Source organism: Pseudoduganella sp. GW821-FHT12E03 (assembly GCF_058807115.1).
In genome coordinates this window covers 777,426-799,196 of the sequence record NZ_JBXAQJ010000001.1, presented here as the reverse complement: position 1 = coordinate 799,196, position 21,771 = coordinate 777,426, and the positions used below count along the sequence as shown (strand labels likewise).

The window sequence follows — 21,771 nt, the reverse complement described above, 5'->3', positions numbered from 1 at the left end:
CCCGAACCCATGGGAAAACTCTATTTTTTAGCTCCAATAGAATTATTTTTCGTCATCCGCTTCTGCAGCACGTCCGCCAAGCCATTGGCGACGCTGTTCCAGCCTCCTGATTGAGGTCGCCACGTATTGATGGCTTTCCCCTTCTCCGGCAATGCATTCAGTTTGCCAAGTAAGGTGTTATTCCAGCGGCATTCCTCCAGAATCACCGGCACAACCACGGCGCTATCGGCGCTATGCAGGTCCAGCGCCTTGGGAATTTCATGCACCGTAATGTATTCCGTGGCCAGGGCGGCGCTGCTGGTCAGGATAATGATGATGTCCGCCCCCGCGAGCTGCGACTGGATAGCGTCATCCCACTCATCGCCGGGATCTATCATACGATCGTGCCAATGACCAGCCAGCAGCCCCTCGTTTTTCAATATCTTGAGTTCGGACTCCAACCGCTTGCGCTGGGTGACATTACTCTTGGAGTAACTGATGAACGCAGTCGGTTTCCATGCATCATCGGAGCGGGCGCGCTTTTCAGAATAAGCGTTATTGGGCTCCGCAGGATCGATCATCACAGTGCCGCGCCCCTCGACGGGGATGCCGGTTTGTTTGCGATTCCTCTCATCCATTTCCAGGATTGTGGTTTGCACCCACGCACCCTGGAAATGGGTCTCTTCGGTTGGGTTGAGCCCGCGGATTTCTGCATGAATTTCACGCATCTCCGCCTGACATAAGCCCGCCAGTTGCTGGCGGACTTTGACCGGCCCCGTCACCGTGATCGTCACGTGCCGGTCTTGCGTTTCGGTACGGATCAGCACCCGCGCGTTTTCACGGCTCAATATCACGCCGCTGGCCCATTGCAGCCTCTTTCCGTTTTTTTCTTCGATAAACTCATGCAGCCGCACGATGGCGCGTGCGACCAATCCTTCCGGTAAAGCCGGATAGGAATAACGCAAGCGGGTCGCATCGCTGATGTCGCGGAACGGGCTGACCTCTTTCGGCTGCTGGTCGGGCAACGCCTGCGGCACCAGCCAGGTGCCATCCCCCTCCCCTGAGGAGCGGGGCGCATAGGCGATTTCAAAGCGCTCCATGATCTGTACCAGATAGTCGCGCATCGCGGGATCTTTTTCCGCGCGCAAGACAGTATCGACGTCGTGACGGGTCAAGACGCCGGAGCGCTTTTCCGCGCGGCGCATCAGGCCATACACATTCTTGGTCAGCCATTCCGGCTGCAACACCGTCGCCTCGCGCAGGCGTGGATCATTGCGATAGTTCAGCGCAGTGCCCAAGTTGTGCAGAATTTCCGCCAGCGAGTCCTGTTGCCCGGGATCGGTGACGCCGTGCCGGGCGCAGAGCGCCCGGTATTCGACATAGCTCAGGTGTGCGCGCTTCTTGCGGCCGGTAGTCAGCGCGCGGCGCACCGCGTCCCACGTTTCGGGGAAAGGGTCTCGCACCCATTTCAGCCGGTCGACTTCTTTACACAGGGCGGCGTTCAATTTGGCGACGCCGTTCCCTGATTTGCAGTCAACTTCCACGAAACCGCGGATAAACGGATATCTCTCCTGCAGGGCGCTGCGATCCACCTTAGGACGGCAGCCTGCCGCATCCCATTTGTTGAGTGTCACGATCACCGGCGGACCATTGCCTTTTTCATCCGTGCCAAATGCCTTGATCAGCCGCAGCCAGTATTCCGCGTCGTCGCGTTCATTATTTTCACGCCCGGTCAACACCAGCACATACAGGCTGCGCATGCTGAAGAAGAACTGGTGCAATGCATGCGTGATCACCTGCCCGGCAAAGTCCCATACGTGCGCCGTGACTGCCGAATTTTTGCAGCCATCCATCTTCCAGTCGCACAGCGCGATGCCCGGCGTGCTTTCTTCGTCATCCTTGAACGGCAGTCCCCGCAAGGCCCGTACCGTGCTGGTCTTGCCAGCGCCACCCCGCCCTACCATGATGAGCTTGATTTCGTTCAGCGGACGCGTTTCCTCGATACGGCGCGTGCCAAAGTAGAAGTCCAGGATGGACTTTGCCGAAACCGGCATGGTGCCTGGCTTTTCCCGAGGGTCGGGGCCAAGCACATTGACAGGAACTTTAAGACCTGGATTGTCATGCAAAAGCAAGTATGTCAGCTTTCGCAAATCGCTTAGCCAGTTGGGCAATTTCCTGATTTGGTTGGAGGACAGATCAAGCATTTCCAACGCTATAAGCCGACATCCCTCCGGTGGCAGCACGCTTAGCTGGTTACCAGAACAGTCGAGACTCGTCAGCGCAGTCAGATTTCCTATCTCTGGCGGCAGCCCGCTTAGTTGGTTGTAGGAACATCCAAGACTCGTCAGTGCCGTCAGGTTCCCTATCTCTGGCGGCAGCTCGCTTAGTTGGTTGTAGGAACACTCCAGACTCGTCAGCGCCGTCAAGTTTCCTATCTCTGATGGCAGCGCGCTTAATTGGTTGCCAGAACATCCAAGGTGCGCCAGCGCCGTGAGGTTTCCTATCGATGGTGGCAGCCCGCTTAGTTGGTTGCCAGAACATCCAAGATGCGCCAGCGCCGCCAGGTTTCCTATCTCTGGTGGCAACATGCTTAGCTGGTTGTAGGAGAAGTAAAGACTCGTCAGTGCAGTCAGATTTGCTATCTCTGGCGGCACCGAGCTTAGTTGGTTGCCAGAACAGTCAAGACTCGTCAGCGCAGTCAGGTTTTCAATTTCTGACGGCAATATTTTCAGGCCGTTTTCGTAGAGGGAAAGCTGCTTCAGCGCTGTCAACTTTCCAATTCCCGGTGGCAGCACGCTTAATTGATTGCCGGAAACGACAAGCACTGCCAGCGCCGCCAGATTTCCTATCTCTGGCGGCAGCATGCTTAGCTGGTTGTAGGACAAGTTAAGACTCGTGAGTGCCGTCAGGTTTGCTATCTCTGGCGGCACCGAGCTTAGTTGGTTGCCGGAACAGTCAAGACTCGTCAGCGCCGCCAGGTTTCCAAACTCTGGCGGCAGCACGCTTAATTGATTCTCATCCAGTTCAAGCCCCTGTAGTGCCGTCAGGTTCCCAATCTCCGGCGGCAAGCTACTGATGAAGTTGTTGGAGAGGTCAAGCTCCGTCAGGCCACTCAGCTTTCCAATCTCTGGCGGCAGGCGAGTTAAACCAGAATGACTTAAATCAAGCTTCGTTCCGCCGTCTTTGTAACAAGCCATGATGGCTTCCACGGCTTCGTCATAGGCTTGCTGCTGTTCAGGCGTCTCGGCAATTTCAGGCATGCGGATTTATTTTTGACGGGCAAACGACATTCAAGGAAGATAACCAGTGGTCAAAAACTCAACCACGAAACCAGAGTATCATCCATGCAATAATTGCTGTCAAACAACTTGCGTATTGCCTACCGGTTCCTATCTACTGCCGCATCCAGTCGCGCAGTTCGTAATACCAGTACGTCAACTGCGCCGCCACCAGCCCCGCCGGCCCGCCCGTGGTCGGCAAACCCCATTGGCTGAACCGGGACAGGTCCACCGCCTGCCCGGTCAGCGCGGCGGCCAGCACTTCGCCCGACAAGGTGGTCGGGCCGACGCCATGCCCGCCAAAGCCCATGCCATACCAGATGCCTTCGGGCAGGCGGCCCAATTGCGGCATCTTGTGGCGGCCGTAGCTCATCATGCCGCTCCACGCGTATTCCACTTTGGCGCCCGCCAGTTGCGGATAGACTTTCAGCATGTCGCCATACAGCAGGCGCGCGACATCGGCCGCGCCCTTGTCGAAGATGGAAATCCTGCCGCCCCACAGCAGGCGCGAGTCCGGCAGCGGGCGGTAATAGTCGAACGCAAAGCGCGTGTCATAGATCGCGGCATTGGTTTGCATGGCCTGCGGCAGCCGTTCGCCCAGCGGCTCCGTCACCATCACGTACGTGGCAATCGGAAGGATCGCCCCCGCCAGCCTGGGATACAGGCGTTCGATATAGCCGCCACAGCACACCACCACGTGGCGCGCATTGACAGTCCCTTCGCCGGTCGCGATGCGCCAGCCGGTGCCGTCGGAGCCGGTGCGGTCGATCGAACGCACCCGGCTCTGCTCATGCACCCGCACACCGCCGGCCGCCAGTGCGTGCGCCAGGCCCTGCGCATATTTCAGCGGATGGAAGTGAAACGCGTTTTCTTCGAACAGCGCGCCGAAATAACGTTCGCTGCGGGCTTTGTCGGCGAAGTCCGCGCGCGACACGCGCTGCCATTCGACGCCCAGCGCCTCGCGCATAAAGCGCTGCTGCCGGTCCAGGATGGCGGGATCGTCGAACCAGTTGGCAAGATAAATGCCGCCATCGACCGCGTCGCAATCGATGTTGTACGCACTGATGCGGCGCCGGATCGTGTCGACCGCATCGAGCGTGAGCCGGTACAGCTTGCGGCCCTCTTCAAGCCCGGCCGACTGCACCAGCGCCCGCTCGCCCAGCGAATAGCCGCCAAACACAAAACCGCCGTTGCGGCCGGACGCGCCATGCCCCACGGTTTCCGCTTCCAGCACGACGACATTGCGCTGGCCCTTTTCCATCAGCGACGCCGCCGTCGCCAGCCCGGCAAATCCGCCGCCGATGATGCAGATGTCCGCCTCCACATTGCCTTCCAGCGCGGAAAACGCCGTGTGGCCCGCCGTGGCGCGGTAATAGCTGAGTTCGGCCAGCGCGCGGCCGCCGTCAGCCATTGATCGGATCCACAAGCGGCAATTCGGGATTCGCGCGGCCCGCCAGCGCAGCCAGGGTTGGATAGCCGGACACCGTCAAATCAAACCCGCCGGCATCGGACACCAGCCGCGCCTGCGCGCCAAACGGCAAGGTGCAGCGTTCCTTGACATGGCCAAACGGCAGTCCGGTCAACACCGGCACCGGCAAGCGCTCGCGCATGTAGGCCAGCATGGATTCGAAATCATAGCCATTGTCGGCGGGGTTCAGGCGATAGCCGGAAAAGTCGCCCAGCACCACCGCCCGTTGCTTTTCCAGCACGCCGGCCTGCTGCAACTGCAGCAGCATGCGCTCGATGCGGTACGGGTGTTCGCCGATGTCTTCCAGGAACAGGATGCCGTTGTCGATCTGCTTGAAATAGGGCGTGCCCAATAAACTCACCAGCATGGCCAGGTTGCCGCCCCACAGCGTACCTTGCAGGTCCACCTGGGGATTGCCCCGCGCCGCGCCGCGCACACGATGCACCGGGCCACGCAGGCAGTCCCACATTTGATTGAGGGTATACGCCACCGGTTCCGGGCGGATGAAATCATCGCACATCATCGGCCCGGCAAAGCTGACCGTGCCAGTGGCGGCGTACAGCCCCATATGGAAAGCTGTAATGTCGCTGTAGCCAATGAACAGTTTACCGCTGTCGGCCATGGCGCGGAAATCGATCTGCGGCAAGATGCGCGTCATGCCGTACGAGCCGCGCAGCATCAGCACCACCTGGGCATCGGGGTCGTTGGCCGCCGCGTTCAACTGGCCCAGGCGCTCCGCATCGGTGGCGGAGAAGCGCTGGTGCACGCGGTCGGGGTCATAGTAATTGTGGACCGTGACGCCCTGAGCCCGCAGGCGCGCGACGCCGCGCTCGAATTGGGGGCGGTCCAGCGCATAACCGCCCGGGGCGGCAATGGCGATGCAAAGAGTGTTTTCAGTCACGTGCCGCAAAGCTCCTGTATAAGGGCCGCGGCGGCGCGCACAACGCGTCAACCCGCTACGGCATGAGGCACAATCTTACTGAATAGATATGGCTTGATCAAGGCAAGGAAGCGTGGAATCAATTGCGGCGGCAAGTCATGGCCCATGCCGTCGATCACATGCAGCACCGCGCCACTAATCCGCCTGGCGGTATCGATGCCGCAGGCCACCGGCACCAGCGGATCGGCCGCGCCGTGGATCACCAGCGAGGGCCGGATGATTTGTTGCAGCAGCGGCGAACGGTCGCCGCTGGCGGCAATCGCCACCAGCTGGCGCGCCACACCGCCCGGGCACAGGCTGCGGTCGATCGAATGGGCAATGCGGTCGCGCAGCACTTTTTCCGGCATCGGGAAGCCGGGACTGCCGATCACGCGGAAGGTCTGCGCCATGTGCTCGATCAGGCGGTCGCGCTGGGCGCCGGCCGGCGCCGGCTGCATCAATGCGCGCCGCGCCGCGCGCGTCGGCCCCGGCAAACCGCGCCGGCCGCTGCTGGACATGATCGACGTCAGGCTCAGGGTGCGCTCCGGATATTCGGCCGCGAAAATCTGCGCAATCATGCCGCCCATCGACACGCCGATCACGTGTGCCTGTTCGATGCGCAGCACATCCAGCAGGCAACGGGCGTCCAGCGCCATGTCGGACAACAGGTAAGCGGCGCGCAGCGGCCAGCCGACCAGGCTTTTCACATACGACAGCGGCAAATTCGGCACCCCGGCCAGGTCGAACTTGGCCGACAGGCCGCTGTCGCGGTTATCGAAGCGGATCACAAAGCAGCCCTGCCGCTCCAGGCCATGCACGAATTCCGCGGGCCAGGACACCAGCTGCATGCCCAGCCCCATGATCAGCAAGACCGGCGGCCCATCGGGATTGCCGCTGGTTTCATACGCGATGTCGATGCCGTTGGCGGTGATGATGGGCATGAGGTGCTCCTTTGTCAGTAGAGTCCGAACATGTGCTGGAAAAATGGCGTGCGCTGAGGATCCCAGTACAGCAGTTTCTTGATGCCGGTGTGGGTATCGTGGTCAAACCGGCGCCACTGCCCTTCCGGCTGCGCCAGGCGGTCGGCGATGGCGAACAGCGCCGTGGGGTTGGCGCCCATGCCGAGATGGCTGGCGTGCACCTCGATGTTTTCCGACAGCGCGGTTTCTTCTTCCATGCTGCATTGCCACGCCACCACACCATCGGTGCGGCTGAAAATCGACGTGGTCGGCACCGGCGGACGCACGGCGAACCGGTCAAAGCCCATGTCGTCGATCTTGTCGCCCGACACCAGTTCGTACAGGCGCCAGGCATTGTTCGAGCGGGGATTGCCGGTAAACGGCGTCCCCAGCGACACCACCACGCGCGCCGATTCCGGCAGCATCTTGGCGATTTCACGGGCAAACACACCGCCCAGGCTCCAGCCAACCAGGCTAACGGTGCGGCCGGTGCGGCGGTGGATATCGCGCACGCGCGTCACGCACGCGTCGAGCGAACCGTTGTTGGGACCGAAATTCAAACCCTGTTCCCACGCATACGTGTCGAACCCGCGCTCGGCGAGGAATTTACGGATCACGACGGTGGTCATGTCGCCGGACGCGAGGCCGGGGAAGACCATGACGGGATGGCCATCGCCGGGCGAGGCCAGGTGGGCAAAGGGATATGCCACGAGTGCCGCGCCAAGTTCCCACGGGGCGCGCAATTCGAGAGCCAGGCGCACCACACCGGGGGCGCCATCAGTTTTCTTGCTGGACCGCATTTGCTCTCCTACAACTTACAACTTGCAAAACTCTTTTTCCCCAGCATAACACCCGGGGTCTGACGTTCGTCAAGCGTATGCGCAGAGTGCGGCCTCTAATTCGGGGAATTGGCAACAGCGGCCTGCGCTGTTCGGCGCGCTTCCTGCGCCGCCGCACGGCGTGCGGCAAAAAAGCTTTTCAGCATGCCGGCGCAATCGTCGGCCAGCAAGCCCCCTTCGGTACTGGCGTGGTGGTTCAGCTGTGCCTGTGCAAAGACATCGATGACGGAGCCGCAGGCGCCGGTTTTCGGGTCCGGCGCGCCATACACAATGCGGGAAATACGCGCGTGCATCATGGCGCCGGAACACATCACGCACGGTTCCAGGGTCACATACAGTTCGCAGCCCGGCAGGCGGTAATTGCCCAGCGCTTCGGCGGCCTGGCGCATCGCGACGATTTCCGCGTGCGCGGTCGGGTCATGGCGTCCGATCGGCTGGTTGTAGCCGCGGCCGATGATGACGCCATCCTTGACCACCACCGCGCCAACCGGCACTTCACCGGCATTCCAGGCCAGCTGCGCCTGTTCCAGCGCGGCGCGCATATACGTTTGCGCAGGCGTTTCCGTCATCCGGCCTGGCTCGACCACTTCAGTCATCCGTGATCTCGGCCCAGCAATTCGGGGTTTCATGCAGCACCAGCTTGTGCAGGTGCAGGCCGGTGCCGTAGCGGTCTTTATAGGCGGCCTTCAAGATGTCGAACGCGACTTTCGCGAGGTTTTCCACGGTCGGGATGCGGTCGATGACGACCGTTTTATGGTTCGGCAGCGACGCCAGGAATTCCTTGACCGCCACATCTTTCTCATACACCAGGAACGCGTGGTCCCAGACATCGACCAGGTGTTCCTTGGCCAGCGCCTTGACGTCGGAAAAGTCCATGATCATGCCATTGTCGGAATTGCCTTCGGCATCGATGACATTGCCAACCAGGGTGATTTCCAAGGTGTAGCGGTGGCCATGCAGGTTGCGGCACTGGCTCTTGTGGTCGGGGATGCGGTGGCCGGCGTCGAATTCCAGCTTGCGGGTAATAGTCAGCATTGAATATGTCTTTAAGGTATTTGCAGCAGCTTGTGGGTTTGCAGGCTCAGTTTCCATTTCGGATTGCGCTTGCAGGTGTCGATCGCCAAGGTGGTGTTGAACGCCGCCAGCGGGCCATCCATCGGCTGCACGAAGAAGTTGTCGAAGTCCAGCCCTTCATAGGCGGCCAGGTCCTGGTCCTTTTGCGGAATCACGACCTTGATCTCATTCCCCTTGTGAACCACCAGTTGCGAACCCATTTTCGGGCTGACGCAAATCCAGTCCACGCCCGGCGGCACCGGCAAGGTGCCATTGGTTTCAATCGCAATTTCAAAGCCTTGCGCATGCATCGCGGCAATCAGCGGCTGGTCCAGCTGCAGCAGCGGTTCGCCGCCCGTGAACACCACATATTTGCTGGCCGCATACGTTTGCGGCCACAGGCTGTTGATGTCGGCGGCCAGCGCTTCCGGCGTCGCGAACTTGCCGCCACGCTCGCCGTCGGTGCCGACGAAATCCGTGTCGCAGAACTGGCACACGGCGCTGGCGCGGTCGCTTTCCCGCCCGGTCCACAGGTTGCAGCCGGAAAAGCGGCAAAACACGGCCGGACGCCCGGCATGGGCGCCTTCGCCCTGCAGGGTATAAAAAATCTCTTTGATGCTGTAGGTCACAGTGGCTCACTCGTCAGGGAACCCTCTATTTTACACCCACGATGGCTGTTGTATAAAGACCCCGCTTGCTGCTGACTATTCATTATTGCTTATAGTTAAATTGATAATTGGCAAGACTTCCTAATGGCAACAGTAATAAGTTCCTACTTGTTACTTCTTACTGTTCAGTTCGCCAGGGAGATGCTTATGCAGGCAAGCCACGTGCAGATGCTGTCCGGTTCCACCCTTCTTGTCGCCGCCATCCTGTTGTGTTGGCGCTGTTACCTGCTCAGTTTGATGGTGCGCGCGCTGCGCGAAGAGCGTGACAGCGTGGTGGCCAGCGAACGCCGCCGTATTGCCGCCGATATCCACGACGACCTCGGCCAGAACCTGCTGACGTTAAAACTGGACCTGGCCGCCCTGCAGCGCTACCCGAACCGGCACGATGTGCCGGCCCAGCTGGCCCGGATGACGGAGCACATCGACATCACCAGCCGCTCGCTGCGCGCCATCATCAACGACTTGCATCCGGTGGCCCTGGAACAGGGCTTGCGCAGCGCGGTGGAGCGCCAGTTGCACGAATTTACCCGCGCCAACGGCATCGAATTCAACCTGGAAGATGCGCGTTATTGCAGTGATGGCGCCGGCACGGCCGAGGCCACCGTGCTGCGGGTGCTGCAAGAGTCGCTGGCCAATATCGCGCGCCATGCGCAGGCGTCCGAAGTGCGCATCGCGCTGGCCCGCGATGACTATGAACTGAGCCTGACTGTGCACGACAACGGGGTCGGCCTGCCGGATGGCCCGGTGCGGCGCGGCCTGGGCTTGCTCGGGATGGAGCGCCGGGTCACCGATGCTGGCGGTTGGCTGGCGTTGGCGAGTTCCCCCGGCCATGGCACCGCGTTGACCGTGGCGGTGCCAAATGCGCCTGATCTTGCTCAGCATCAAGCCTGCAGGTGATTCCGAAAAGCAAAATGTTTCCAGTGCTCACAGCTATCACTCAACTAAAGGAACGCCATGCCACAGGAACAGAATGTGATGCACCTGCCTCCGGCCGATCCGACCAGCCAAGCGCACCAGGGACTGGCGCTGCAATTGATGGAATTGCTGGCCATTCCCACGTTTGTGCTCGACGCCAGCGGGCATGTGCTGATCTGGAACCGCGCCTGCGAGCGCCTGACCGGCGTGCCCGCCGCCAGTGTGCTGGGCACCGACCAACACTGGCGCTGCTTTTACTCGCTGCCCCGCCCCACCCTGGCCGACCTGGTGCTGCAGGCGCGTGAATTCGACGTCCCGCAATTGTATGACCAGCATGTGCGCCGCAGCGCGGACGGCAGCGGGCTCACCGCGCAAAACTGGTGCGATATGCCGCGCCTTGGCCTGCGCCGCTATCTGGCCGCCGATGCCAGCCCGATCCGGGGCGCCGACGGCAAGCTGGTGGCCGTGATAGAAACCTTGCGCGACATGACCGATGAAAAGCAGGCGCAACTGACGCTCGAGCAGCTGGCCACCCGCGATGGCCTGACCGGCCTGGCCAACCGGCGCTGTTTCGACCAAACCCTGCAGGCGGAATGGCAGCGCGCCCTGCGCCAGCAACAGCCGCTGTCGCTGCTGATGGTCGATGTCGATAATTTCAAACAATATAACGATGCCTACGGCCACCTGGGCGGCGACGAATGCCTGCAGCGCATTGCGTCCGCGGTGGCCAGTGAAATGCGCGCCAATGACCTGGTGGCGCGCTATGGCGGTGAGGAATTTGCCGTGATCCTGCCCAACCAGGCGCTCAAGGGCGCCGCCATCGTGGCCGAGCGGATACGCTGCCGGGTCGAACAGCTGCAATTACCGAACATGGAATCCCACGTGACGGTCAGCATCGGCGCCGCCACGGCCTTACCGGCGTCCCACAATGAAATCAGCCAGTTGATCGCGACCGCCGACGCGGCGCTGTACCGCGCCAAACACATGGGGCGCAACCGCATCAGCCTGACGGAAGCGTGGGACTGGACTGAAAAAAAGCTGGCGCAATCCTAGCCGGATTGCCCCGCTCAGGACAGCCATGGCGTATAGCTGATGCCATTGGCGATCAGCGCCGCCACCGCGCCACTGTTTTCATTTCCTTCAGAGAAGAAGGCCAGCGTATCTTCACGCGGCTGGCCGCCATCGAGCACGCCGACCCAGTAGGCGGCGCCGGCATTGTCGGGCGCGCGGTGCAAGATGTTTTGGTACAACAAATCGACGAATGCGGCGTTGGTGGGACTGGCGCCATACAGGCCTTTGAACTCATTGCTGGCAATAAAGCTGCGCGCCACGTCGCGCAGCGCCACGCCCTTGTCCATCTGCGCCAGCCAGTAACCAAGGCCGCCGTCGTCCGGCGTGCGGTTGAAGGCCGCGCGGTACAGCCGGTACGCCTGCGCCGCGATCCCGGCGGTATCGAACGCCAGGCCGCCATCGGCAAACAGCACGCGCTCGATCGACACCAGGGTGTCGGTGCCGGAACCGTCGGTCACCTGCAGGGCCGCGCCCTGCTTGACCGTATACGTGGCGCGGGCGCCGCCATACACCACGGTATCGAGACCGGCCGCGCCATCAAAGCTTTCACTGCCGGTTTGCGCCACGAAGCGGTCGTTGCCGGCGGTACCGCCGCCCATTGCCTGCACGATGTCCGCGACACTGATGGTGCGGTCGGCAAATTGCAGTGTTTCAACGCCGGTCAGCGTATCGAGCCCCTGCCCGGTGACGAGCACCGTGTCGCCGGAGCGCACCACCGTGTAGCCGGCATAGGCGCCGGTAAACGACGCGGTGTCGGCGCCTTCGCCGCCGTTGACGGTATCGTTGCCGGCGCCGACAAACACCAGGTCCGCGCCGTTGCCGCCCATGACCGTGTCGCCCGCGTCGTTAAGACGCACGGTGGAACCGCCGCCGCCCGTCACCACGCCTTTGATCGTGACGTTGTAGGCGATCGAGACATTGCCGATCGCCAACCGCGTGCTGCTGAAGGCGCCCGCGCGCAAATCAATGGTGGTAAAGCCGGTGCAATCGGAAAAATCAAACGTGTTGTAGCCGCCCGCATCCCAGATGCACTGCGACGCCTGGGTATTGGTAAATTTATACACATCGTCACCGGTCCGGTACGACAGGTTGGCGCCATATAAATACTGGACCGCCTGGATGTCATACAGCATGGGCGTGACGGGATACTTGCCGCGGTTGGTCACCGACTGGCGGTACGACATCTGGGTGTAATCGAGGTTATCCGTGGCGGTCGGCAGGAATGGCCCGTCAATCGCGTCACCGGTCGAATTGTAGTCGCCCGGATGCTTGAGGCCCAGGGTATGGCCGACTTCATGCAATAGCACGGACGGACCGAAGGTGCCGGGCGTGTAATCCGAGTTATAGCTGCCGCTATTGTTCAGGTACAGCTCGACCTGGCTGATACCCGGCTCCGGCAGGTACGAATAACCGCTGCTGGTATCGCCCTGGTAATTGGTGCCGAGGCGGATGTTCGCGTCGGATGACACTTCGACAAAGGTGACATTGGCCACCGCCGCCCACGCCGCGAACGCATCGCGCGAAGCCTGCTGCTGCGCGGCGGTCATCGGCTTGAAGCCATTGCGGTCGCCGGCGTCGGCGCCATTGGGCGGCGTTGTCAGGAACTGGTACGTCACCGTGGCCGGCATGCCTGCCTGGCCGGTCCAGCTGCTGTACACAAGGGAATCGATCGCGTTGATACCGGATGCTAAGCTCATTGCACTGTCACGGAGGGTGGTTGGACAGCGCCATGGTAGCACGGGGTATCGCCGCGACGATAGGCGCACCGTGTGAACAATGGTAACCTTGCGGCCGGCTTGCCATTCCGCTATTCCGCCATGCCGCTATCCAATGGTATCCGGCGCTATTTATTAACCAAAAATTATATAAAAAGGAGCACACGTGTCCAGACTGACCCAGTCCCTCGCACCTTGTTTCATGCTTGCCATTGCCGCGCCCGCCGCACTGGCCGCGCCATCCGCCAGCACCGACCTGCTGCCATTCAAGGCCACGGAAAAAACCCTGGCCAACGGCCTAAAAATCATCGTCGTGCCGACCGGTTTCCCGAACATCGTGTCGGTGCAAATCCCCGTGCAAACCGGGTCGCGCAATGAAATCGAGGCCGGCAAGTCCGGCTTTGCGCACTTCTTCGAACACATGATGTTCCGTGGCACCCCGGACTATCCGCCGGAAAAATACCAGGACATCATCACCCGCGCCGGCGCGCGCCAGAACGCGTATACCAGCGATGACTTGACGAATTACTACACCACGTTCGCCAAGGAAGACCTGGAGACCGTGCTGAAAGTCGAAGCCGACCGCTTCCAGCACCTGTCGTACAGCGAAGACGTGTTCAAGACCGAATCGCGCGCCGTGCTGGGCGAATACAACAAGAACAGCGCCAACCCGATTTCCAAGCTGTTCGAAGTCATGCGCGAAGCCGCGTACGACAAGCACACGTACAAGCACACCACGATGGGCTTCCTGAAAGACATCGAAGACATGCCGAACCAGTATGCCTATTCGAAAGTCTTCTTTGACCGCTGGTACCGCCCGGAACGCACCACCATCATCGTGGCCGGCGACGTCGAACCGCAAAAAGCCATCGCCATGGTGGAAAAATACTGGAGCAAATGGCAGCGCGGCACGTATAAATCCGAGGTGCCGGCGGAACCGGCGCGCACCGGCAAGGGCGCGATCTACCGCCACGTGCCCTGGGCCACGCCAACGTTGCCGATGGTGATGGTGGCCTTCCACGCCCCGGCGTTTTCCGACAAGACCCGCGAACAGGCCGCCCTGTCGCTGGCGCTGTCGCTGTCGTTCGGCCGCACCTCGCCGCTGTTCAAGCGCCTGGTGCAGGATGAGCAAAAAGTCGATCAGTTGTTCGACAACACGCCGAACCGCGTCGACCCGACCCTGGCTTTCATTGGCGCCCGTGTCAAGAAAGCCGAGGATGCGGTTTATGTGCGCGACCAGATCCTGCAAACCGTGGCCAAACTGCGCTCGGAAGCGGTCAGCGACAAGGCGCTGGCGGAAGCCAAGTCGGCCCTCAAATATGGCGCGGTGCGCTCGCTCGATAACACCGAGCAGATCGCCGGCACACTGGCGTCGTACGTCCACTTCAACCGCTCGTACGGCACCATCAATAACTACTACCGCGTCATCGATTCACTGACGCCGGCCGACCTGCAGGCCGCCGCCCGCAAATTCCTGACCGATGACGGCATGGTGGTCAGCACCCTGGCGCATGCGGCGCTGCCGCCTGGCATCGACACGCTGCCGAAGCTGGCGAACCTGGAACCGCAGACCGGCGTCGCCAACGTTGCCGTGACCGTGCAAAAGTCGGCCTTGCCGCAAATCCGCTACAAGCTGCTGTTCTCGGCCGGTTCGGCCCATGACCCGGCCGGCAAGGAAGGCCTCGCGGCACTGACCGCCGCCATGGTGGCGTCGGCCGGATCCACGGACCGCAAGATCGATGAAATCGCCAAGGCGTTCTTCCCGATGGCCGGCAGCTTCACGGAGCAGACCGACAAGGAAATGACGACGTTTACCGGTACGATCCACAAGGACAACTGGAAGGCGTTCAACGATATCGCGCTGCCGATGCTGCTGTCGCCCGGCTTCCGCGAAGAAGACTTCCGCCGCCTGAAAGATGCGCAGCGCAACGCCCTGCAAACCGACCTCAAAGACAACAACGAGGAAGAACTGGGCAAGGAACGCCTGCAAGTCAATGTCTTTGCCGGCACGCCGTATGGCCATCCGGTGCTGGGCACGACCAAGGGACTCGATTCAATCACCCTGGCCGATGTGCGTCAGTTCTATGCCAGCGCCTATGCGCAAGGCGCGGTGAAAGTCGGGATTTCCGGCGACGTGTCCGACGACATGGTGGCGTCGCTGAAACAGGCGCTGGCCAAACTGCCGCAAGGCGCGGGCATGCCCGCCACCACCGCGCCGCAAGGCCGCCAGCCAAACGGGCTGGAAGTGGAAATCGTCGAGAAAAACACGCGCGCCACGGCGATTTCGTTTGGCTTGCCACTGTCCGTCACGCGTTCCCATCCGGACTTCGCCGCGCTGTGGATGGTCAAGACCTGGCTCGGCGAACACCGCGCTTCCAGCGCCCTGCTGTACCAGCGCATCCGCGAAGTGCGCGGCATGAACTACGGCGACTATGCCTATATCGAAGCGTTCCCGCGCGGGATGTTCCAGTTCTTCCCGAATCCGAACCTGGGCCGCAAAGCACAGCTGTTCGAAGTCTGGGTGCGTCCCGTGGCGCCGGAAAACGCCCACTTCGCGCTGCGCATCGCCCTGTCGGAACTCGATAAAGCCATCAAGGGCGGCATGACGAAGGACCAGTTTGAGACCACCCGTGGCTACCTGATGAAAAACGTGTTCGTCATGACGTCGACCCAGGACCAGCAACTGGGCTATGCGCTCGATTCGCAGTGGTACGGCACGCCGGAATTCACGAAGCTGATGCGCGACGCCCTGTCGAAACTGACGGTGGACAACGTCAACGCGGCCATGCGCAAGCATTTGTCGGCGCAAAACCTGTCGGTGGTGATGATCACCAGGGACGCGGCGGGCCTCAAGGAAAAGCTGGTGACCGATGCGCCGTCGCCAATCAAGTACGACGGCAACAAGCCGAAAGCAGTGCTCGATGAAGACGCGGTGATCGGCGCCATGAAGCTGAACATCAAGCCGGAGGCGGTGAAAATCACGCCGGCGGCCCAGGTGTTCGCCGAATAAACCCGCGGCATCCGGTGCGTGGGGCGGTTTACACCGCGGCGATGATGGAAAAGTAAATCGCCCTGCGCACGGTAAATCCCAGCTTCCGGTACACCGCCTTGGCACCGCCGTTCTCTGTCTTCACGTGCAGGAACGGCGTCTTCCCTTCCGCCACGATCCGCGCCATCAATTCCTCCATCAGCGGCGCCGTCAAGCCCCGCCCGCGCGCATCCGGGTGGCTGCATACCGCGCTGATTTCCCGGTAACCGGTCAAGTTCATGCGCTGGCCGGACATCGCCACCAGCTTGCCGTCCGGGTCGCGCACGCCCAGGTAGGCGCCCATCTCGCGCGTGTGCGCTTCGAACGGTCCCGGCTTCGTCAATTCCACCAGCGCCGCCATGTCCACCACGTCGGCGTCGCCCAGTTCCACGAAACCGGACGCGGGCCGGGGCCGGAGTGCCGTATCGCCACTGACCATCTGGTCAATGTAGCGCGCCCGCACTTCGCGCCAGCATGGCGGCAGCGCCAACGGGGCATCGGACAGCAGCCACAACTCCTCGCCCGGCGTTGCCAGCGCGCGCAAATCTTCCAGCGCCTGGCGGGTCGGTTCGCGCAAGCCCGCCAGCGGTGAAATATCGGCGCGGAAGCGCGCGGCCAGGCCGTGTACTTGCGCCATGCCGCGCTGCGCGGAAATCAGCGCGTGCCAGACCGGGTTGTCCAGCACCGAATCCGACGGCGGCAAGAGACGGTAGTAATACGTGGTGTCGCACAAGCCGCCGTCCGGCAGCAGCGCGTATCCGGGAATCACGCCGAGCCGGGTCCAGCCCATGCGCTCGTACAGGCGCTCCGCCTCGGCGCTGGCGGTATCGAGCACGAGCAACGTCTTCCCGCTGGCGCGCGCCGTGGCTTCCGCCGCTTCCATCAGCAATGCGCCCACCCCATGGCGGCGCGCGCCGCGCGCCACCAGCATCTTCGACACATCCCCCCGGTGCGGCTGGTTGTCCGGCTGGCCCAGCACCACCTGGACTGTGCCGACGATGCGGCCCGCGCGCTCCGCCACCAGCAGCGCGCGTTCACCGCGCGCCACCGACGCGCCCACGCCGCGCCAGAATTGCAGCGACTGCTCAAGTGAAAACGGTTGCATGAAACTGACGGAGGCGCCGCCTTCCACGCAATCGCAGAGGACTTCCGACAACCCTTGCAACTCCGGGTCCGTGATGGAAAACAGGCGGCGTACAGTGATGTGGTCTGGCATGGCAGGTCCCGCTTGGTGGTTAATGGTGGTTAATGGTGATCGGTGGTAAGGACAACCGCATAGCGCGCTGGCGTATCGGCCGGATTGTGGAAACTGTTGGGGCGGTCCAGCCCCATGGCCAGGCAATCGCCCGCGTGCAGGGTGTGAAGTTCGTCGCCGTGGGTGATTTCCATGGTCCCCTCCAGCATCCAGACAAACTGGTGCACCAGCGACGGACGCGGACCGGATTCATAGGTGACCCGCGCATGGGGCGGAAAGGTGACATCGACGATTTGCGCCGGGCTGCCCGCAATGGCCGGCGAGACATTGCGCCGCACATAGCCGGAATGCGGATCGCGCCACGCGACCTGGCTGGCAAAACGCGACACGGGACCGGCCGCCGGTTCAGGGGGATCGAACAACGACGCCAGCGAGACCCCGAGGCCGCCCGCCAGCTTTTCCAGTACCACGGCGGTGGGACTGCTCTCGCCCCGCTCGATCAGCGACAGCATCGAGCGGCTGACGCCGCACTGCGTGGCCAGCGCTTCGAGCGACATCCCGCGCGCGGCGCGCAAGTCGCGCACCCGGCGGGCAATGCGGTCATGGATGGATTTTTCTGTCATAGTGGAATCAGTATCCAGCATACTGGAACCACCGTCAAGTCATTACAACGGTCAACGGTCATGGCCGCAGGCCGGGTGCGACCCGGCGCCGCCGCGCCCGGGAACAGCGCCTCGCGCAACCAGTGCCGGCCGCCGGCAACCTGCGCTCACATCATGCCGCGGTCCCGCCAGTGAGCCCGGTCGCCAACGACCAGCCCGCGAACGCCAGCAGCGCCACGCCGGAAACCGCTTCGATCCAGCGGATCGCGTTTGGCGGAATCGCCTTGCGGCTGGCGGACACGCCGCCCACCAGGATCAACCACCAGGCGATCGACCCGGTAAACACGCCCACCACCAGCAGCAAGCCGCCGGCCAGGCTGCCGTCCGGCGGCGCCAGCGCGGCCAGCAGGCCGGCGAACGACAGGATCGTCATCGGGCTGGAGGCCGTCAGCGCAAAGGTGGTGCCGAAAGCGCCCAGCAAGCCCGAAGGCGTCGGCGCCTGCGCGGCGGCAGGCGTTGCGCCAGCCGGCAGGCGCGCACGCCGCAGCGACCCCACACCGAGCAGCGCCATCAGCACCCCGCCCACGATGCGCAACGTCGAGGCATGCTCCAATAGCAGCGACGCCAGCGCGCCGACGCCGAGGGCGGCAATCAAGCCATACATCGCGTCCGCCGCCGCCGCGCCCAATCCCGTGGCCAGCCCGGTGGACGGGCCGTGCGCAAAGGTGCGGCGGATGCACAGCAGGCCGACCGGCCCGACCGGCGCCGCGATGGCAAATCCCACCAGCGCGCCGCGCGCCAAAGTCATCGCGGCTTCACTCATGGCTGCCCTCCTTCCGCCACCGCAGCCGCAGGCGGCACGGACAATGCCAGTTCCGACGTTTCCTTCGCGGTATCGAGCGCGATGATGGTTTCCGTGCGCAGCACACCCGGCACCTGTTTCAGGTGCCGGGTCAGGAATACTTGCAGCGCGGCGGTGTCGCGGGTGCGCACCTTGACCAGCCACGAATGGGGCCCGGTGATGTGGTGCGCTTCCTGCACTTCGGGGAAGCCGCGCAGCGCGGCGGCAAACCCCACCTCATCGGCGCGCGGCTCAAGGTCGACAAAGATGAAGGCGCACGCGGTCATGCCGACCCGCGCCGGATCGATGGCGGCGCGGTTGGCGGCAATCACGCCGGACGCGTTGAGGCGCCGCAGGCGGTCGCTGACGGCGGAGACGGACAAGCCGATTTCCTGCCCGATCTCGGCGGCGGCGCGCCGGTTATCGGACTGGATCAGCTGTAAGATTTGCAGGTCATGAGTATCCATGCGATAAATATGCCGCACCCAAAGGCTGAATGCAAGAATTTTTATCGCAATCGTGTCATACAGCAGTCATATTTACGGCTTCATGATATGTTTGGCGGCATTCTTCCGCCATGCAATCGGCCATCAGTCGAGCCGAAAGACCTGGAAGTCACGGATTTCCTGCCGCGATTGCGTGGTGCGAAAACCAAAATGCCCCGTACGCAGCGGTTGCGGATCGCGGTAGGAAAACAAGACTTCGCCATCGAGCGCGACCTGGGTGCAGCCACGGTACACCGCCACTTCCACCAGATAATCCCGGTTGGCCTGCAGCAGATGGCCCGCATCGCTCAGATCGCCCAGCAGCACGCGTTCGCCATTGCCGCCATAGCGCCGCAAGCGCGTCGTGGTATTGCTGTTGCCGCCGATCCCGGCGTAATACAGCCGCAAACTGTCATACTGTTCAAACGTGCCGTCGCGCGTGTACAGGTCGGAGCCCGCCGGATCCTGCGCCATCCAGAACTGGTTCAAGTCCGACAGCCGGTCATTGCGGCCGCCATCAACCACCACTTTGCGCCGGTAGCGCACCAGGTAATCCCCGGCCAGCGCGGGCTTGAACCAGACCGTGGCGCCACCTGCCACATCGACCGTCAGCTTGCCGCCAGCGGCCTTTACGGCCGATTGCGCGGGGCGGAATTCCGCCACCCAGTTTGCCATTCCACGGCTAAAGTCGTCCGCATACAGCAACGTCTTCGGGCGGCCGGCCAGTTCACAGTGGGGACCGGCACCGGTGTCCGCCGCCGGTGTTGTTGCTGTTGTTGCTGCCGTCGCTGCCGGCGCCGCCGGTAAGCCGGGCGCGGCGGCTGCCGGCAGCGGCGCGGCACCAAGCGCCGCCGCCATCAGCCGGACCAGCCACCGCGCGCCGCCGCCGTTGCCGTTGCCATGCAATGCGGGGCAGCCCATCGTGCAACCGCCACGGCGCGCGCCGGACAGACCGGCGCCCGTCACCGCTGCGCGGCCGGCGTCACCGCCCGCCCCTGTTCCGACAGCCACGCGGCCACCGGGTTGTCCCGCAAGCCCTTCAGCACCGCCAGTACGCGCTCCGCATTGAACCGCGCGCCCGCCTCATTGGTATGGGTGCGCGCATCGGAAAAGAATCCCTCCACCTGTTGCGCGCCGATGCCACGGTAGCCGTCGGCCACGGCCAGGGTCAGGTCGGCAAAGCGCGCGCCGCCCGCTTGCGCCACCTCGGCGTCCCACTGCGCAAACTGTTCGAAATCGCGGCCCTGCTGCCAGCGGTCCTTGTGCGGCACCGGCGACAGCAGCACGACTTGCGCCCCCTTGGCCCTGGCGCTTTCCACATAGCGCGCCATGTACCAGCCAAAGGTATGGACCTGTTCACGGCTGCCGTCCGGTTTCGCGTCTTCCACGGTGTCCGGGCCGGTGCCGGGGCCGGACGCGCGGTTTTTCATGGCCGGGTCGCCGATGCGCCCTCCATCGTTGTGGCCGAACTGGATCAGGACCACGTCGCCCGCCTTCAGTTGCGCCAGCACCTTGTTCCAGCGTCCCTCCGTATAAAAGGTCCGGCTGCTGCGCCCGCCGATGGCGTGGTTGACGACATTGACCCGCCCCGTGTCGAAATAGGGAGCGATCCGTTCGCCCCAGCCCACCGCCCCGTTGGCGCCGCCGCTGCGCACGGTGGAATCGCCAACGATAAACAGCGATGGCAAGGCGGCATTGCGTGGCTTGTCCTGCGGCACGGAAGCGGCATCCACCACTGGCCGCTCATCTTCAAACGGTGCGATATCGGCCGGTGTGACATCGGCCGCCTTGTCCGACAACGCGCCCACCAGGGCGGGCACGCGCAGCGCCTTGATACCCGCCACCGCCGCCCGCGCATTCAATTCCGCGCCGGCCAGGTTGGTATGGGTGCTTTCATCGGGCGAGGTTTGCGGGAACAGTCGCATCACCGCGTCACGGCCCAGCGCGTCGTACTGGCGCGCCACATTGCCCGCCAAATCAATCAGGCCGACTTTTTCCTCCCGCGCCACCTGGGCCGCCCATGCGGGATAGCTGTTGGCGCTGCGGGCGATCCGGCCCTGCGCATCCCAGCGCTTGCGCGGTACCGGCGTACAGATGACCGGCACCGCGCCACGGGCGCGGATTTGCGCGATATAGTGGCGCAAATACCAGCCGTAACTGTGCACGGTTTCGTGCTTGCCGGTCAGCAGGTTGTCGATTTCCTGCGCCTCGTTCCCGGTCCCGGCGATGGTGCCGCGCGCGCGGCTGTTGTCGTTGACCGCGCTGGCATCGTTGTGGCCGAACTGCATGATGACGACGTCGCCCGCCTTGACGAAGGCCAGCGTGCGCTCCCAATGGCCGCCCGTCAAGTAAGTGCGGCTGCTCAAGCCGCCGATCGCGCGGTTGACCACATTGATTTTGGATTGATCGAAATAGCTTGCCACCGGATGACCCCAGCCCCATTGGCCCGCGGGGCCCTGGCCCTGGCCGTCGTCGCGTCCATTGCGCACGGTGGAGTCGCCAATCAGGATCACCGAAGGCAGCGCGGGATTCGCCGGCTCCGGCAGCGGCAGGTTGCGCGCCGTGACGCTGGGGTCCGTATTCACGGCGGCCGGCAGCGCGGCGGCCTGCCGCTGTGCCGGTTCCGGCGTGGCGCAACCGGCGACCGTGGCAAACGCCAGCGCGCAAAGTATCGTCGTATGTGCTTTCATGCCGGCCATTTTATGCCACGAAAATTCACAGGGTGCGGCACGAAAATAAAGAATCAGCGTCTTGAG

The 21,771-nt window shown here is 62.9% G+C and carries 18 protein-coding genes; 3 read left to right on the top strand and 15 right to left on the bottom strand.

What is annotated here, in order from left to right; genetic code table 11:
* Positions 1 to 20: 20 nt before the first annotated feature.
* From AC1RRC_RS03100 to queE, 8 genes are all read right to left on the bottom strand, one after another.
* Entirely contained in the window at positions 21 to 3,239 is a 3,219-nt protein-coding gene (locus AC1RRC_RS03100; RefSeq protein ID WP_493053782.1) for a leucine-rich repeat domain-containing protein, read from the bottom strand.
* Positions 3,240 to 3,372: 133 nt separating this feature from the next.
* Positions 3,373 to 4,668 (bottom strand): NAD(P)/FAD-dependent oxidoreductase, encoded by a 1,296-nt coding sequence (locus AC1RRC_RS03095; protein WP_493053781.1) that lies wholly within the window; start codon positions 4,666 to 4,668, stop codon positions 3,373 to 3,375.
* Positions 4,661 to 5,626 carry a muramoyltetrapeptide carboxypeptidase gene (ldcA, locus tag AC1RRC_RS03090; protein WP_493053780.1) on the bottom strand — a complete coding sequence of 322 codons (966 nt, stop codon included), beginning with the start codon at positions 5,624 to 5,626 and terminating at the stop codon, positions 4,661 to 4,663. Before ldcA ends, AC1RRC_RS03095 begins: the two co-directional genes overlap by 8 nt.
* Positions 5,627 to 5,673: 47 nt before the next feature.
* Positions 5,674 to 6,585 (bottom strand): alpha/beta fold hydrolase, encoded by a 912-nt coding sequence (locus AC1RRC_RS03085; protein ID WP_493053779.1) that lies wholly within the window; start codon positions 6,583 to 6,585, stop codon positions 5,674 to 5,676.
* Between the two features lie 14 nt (positions 6,586 to 6,599).
* Positions 6,600 to 7,403, bottom strand: coding sequence for an esterase/lipase family protein (locus AC1RRC_RS03080; protein WP_493053778.1), 804 nt, complete (start codon positions 7,401 to 7,403; stop codon positions 6,600 to 6,602).
* A gap of 95 nt (positions 7,404 to 7,498) precedes the next feature.
* A complete protein-coding gene (gene tadA / locus AC1RRC_RS03075) occupies positions 7,499 to 8,038 on the bottom strand; it encodes a tRNA adenosine(34) deaminase TadA (RefSeq protein WP_493053777.1) in 540 nt (179 codons plus the stop codon).
* Positions 8,031 to 8,477, bottom strand: a complete 447-nt coding sequence (queD, locus tag AC1RRC_RS03070; RefSeq protein ID WP_493053776.1) for a 6-carboxytetrahydropterin synthase QueD — start codon at positions 8,475 to 8,477, stop codon at positions 8,031 to 8,033. Before queD ends, tadA begins: the two co-directional genes overlap by 8 nt.
* An 11-nt stretch (positions 8,478 to 8,488) precedes the next feature.
* Positions 8,489 to 9,124: a 7-carboxy-7-deazaguanine synthase gene (gene queE, locus AC1RRC_RS03065; protein WP_493053775.1), complete on the bottom strand. Its 636-nt coding sequence runs from the start codon at positions 9,122 to 9,124 to the stop codon at positions 8,489 to 8,491.
* Positions 9,125 to 9,310: 186 nt separating this feature from the next.
* Here queE and AC1RRC_RS03060 point away from each other — a divergent pair, with 186 nt between their 5' ends.
* Together AC1RRC_RS03060 and AC1RRC_RS03055 are read left to right on the top strand one after the other, a co-directional pair.
* Entirely contained in the window at positions 9,311 to 10,060 is a 750-nt protein-coding gene (locus AC1RRC_RS03060; protein ID WP_493053774.1) for a sensor histidine kinase, read from the top strand.
* A gap of 78 nt (positions 10,061 to 10,138) precedes the next feature.
* Complete coding sequence (locus AC1RRC_RS03055) at positions 10,139 to 11,131, top strand: sensor domain-containing diguanylate cyclase (protein WP_493053945.1); 993 nt, start codon at positions 10,139 to 10,141, stop codon at positions 11,129 to 11,131.
* Positions 11,132 to 11,145: 14 nt separating this feature from the next.
* Here the strand turns inward: AC1RRC_RS03055 and AC1RRC_RS03050 are convergent, their stop codons facing one another.
* Complete coding sequence (locus tag AC1RRC_RS03050; protein WP_493053773.1) at positions 11,146 to 12,846, bottom strand: DUF4214 domain-containing protein; 1,701 nt, start codon at positions 12,844 to 12,846, stop codon at positions 11,146 to 11,148.
* Positions 12,847 to 13,030: 184 nt separating this feature from the next.
* On the opposite strand from AC1RRC_RS03050, the gene AC1RRC_RS03045 reads away from it, so the two are divergent.
* Entirely contained in the window at positions 13,031 to 15,874 is a 2,844-nt protein-coding gene (locus AC1RRC_RS03045) for a M16 family metallopeptidase (protein ID WP_493053772.1), read from the top strand.
* A 28-nt stretch (positions 15,875 to 15,902) separates the two neighbouring features.
* On the opposite strand, the gene AC1RRC_RS03040 is transcribed toward AC1RRC_RS03045, so the two are convergent.
* The 6 genes from AC1RRC_RS03040 to AC1RRC_RS03015 form a co-directional block, all read right to left on the bottom strand.
* Positions 15,903 to 17,108, bottom strand: a complete 1,206-nt coding sequence (locus tag AC1RRC_RS03040; protein ID WP_493053771.1) for a GNAT family N-acetyltransferase — start codon at positions 17,106 to 17,108, stop codon at positions 15,903 to 15,905.
* Between the two features lie 29 nt (positions 17,109 to 17,137).
* Complete coding sequence (locus tag AC1RRC_RS03035) at positions 17,138 to 17,710, bottom strand: helix-turn-helix domain-containing protein (RefSeq protein ID WP_493053770.1); 573 nt, start codon at positions 17,708 to 17,710, stop codon at positions 17,138 to 17,140.
* A 151-nt stretch (positions 17,711 to 17,861) separates the two neighbouring features.
* Positions 17,862 to 18,512, bottom strand: coding sequence for a LysE family translocator (locus AC1RRC_RS03030; RefSeq protein WP_493053769.1), 651 nt, complete (start codon positions 18,510 to 18,512; stop codon positions 17,862 to 17,864).
* Positions 18,509 to 18,997 carry an Lrp/AsnC family transcriptional regulator gene (locus AC1RRC_RS03025; protein ID WP_493053768.1) on the bottom strand — a complete coding sequence of 163 codons (489 nt, stop codon included), beginning with the start codon at positions 18,995 to 18,997 and terminating at the stop codon, positions 18,509 to 18,511. Before AC1RRC_RS03025 ends, AC1RRC_RS03030 begins: the two co-directional genes overlap by 4 nt.
* Before the next feature lie 123 nt (positions 18,998 to 19,120).
* A complete protein-coding gene (locus AC1RRC_RS03020; RefSeq protein WP_493053767.1) occupies positions 19,121 to 20,026 on the bottom strand; it encodes a DUF6250 domain-containing protein in 906 nt (301 codons plus the stop codon).
* Positions 19,978 to 21,705 carry a rhamnogalacturonan acetylesterase gene (locus AC1RRC_RS03015; RefSeq protein ID WP_493053766.1) on the bottom strand — a complete coding sequence of 576 codons (1,728 nt, stop codon included), beginning with the start codon at positions 21,703 to 21,705 and terminating at the stop codon, positions 19,978 to 19,980. The genes AC1RRC_RS03020 and AC1RRC_RS03015 overlap by 49 nt, the downstream gene beginning before the upstream one ends.
* Positions 21,706 to 21,771: the final 66 nt, after the last annotated feature.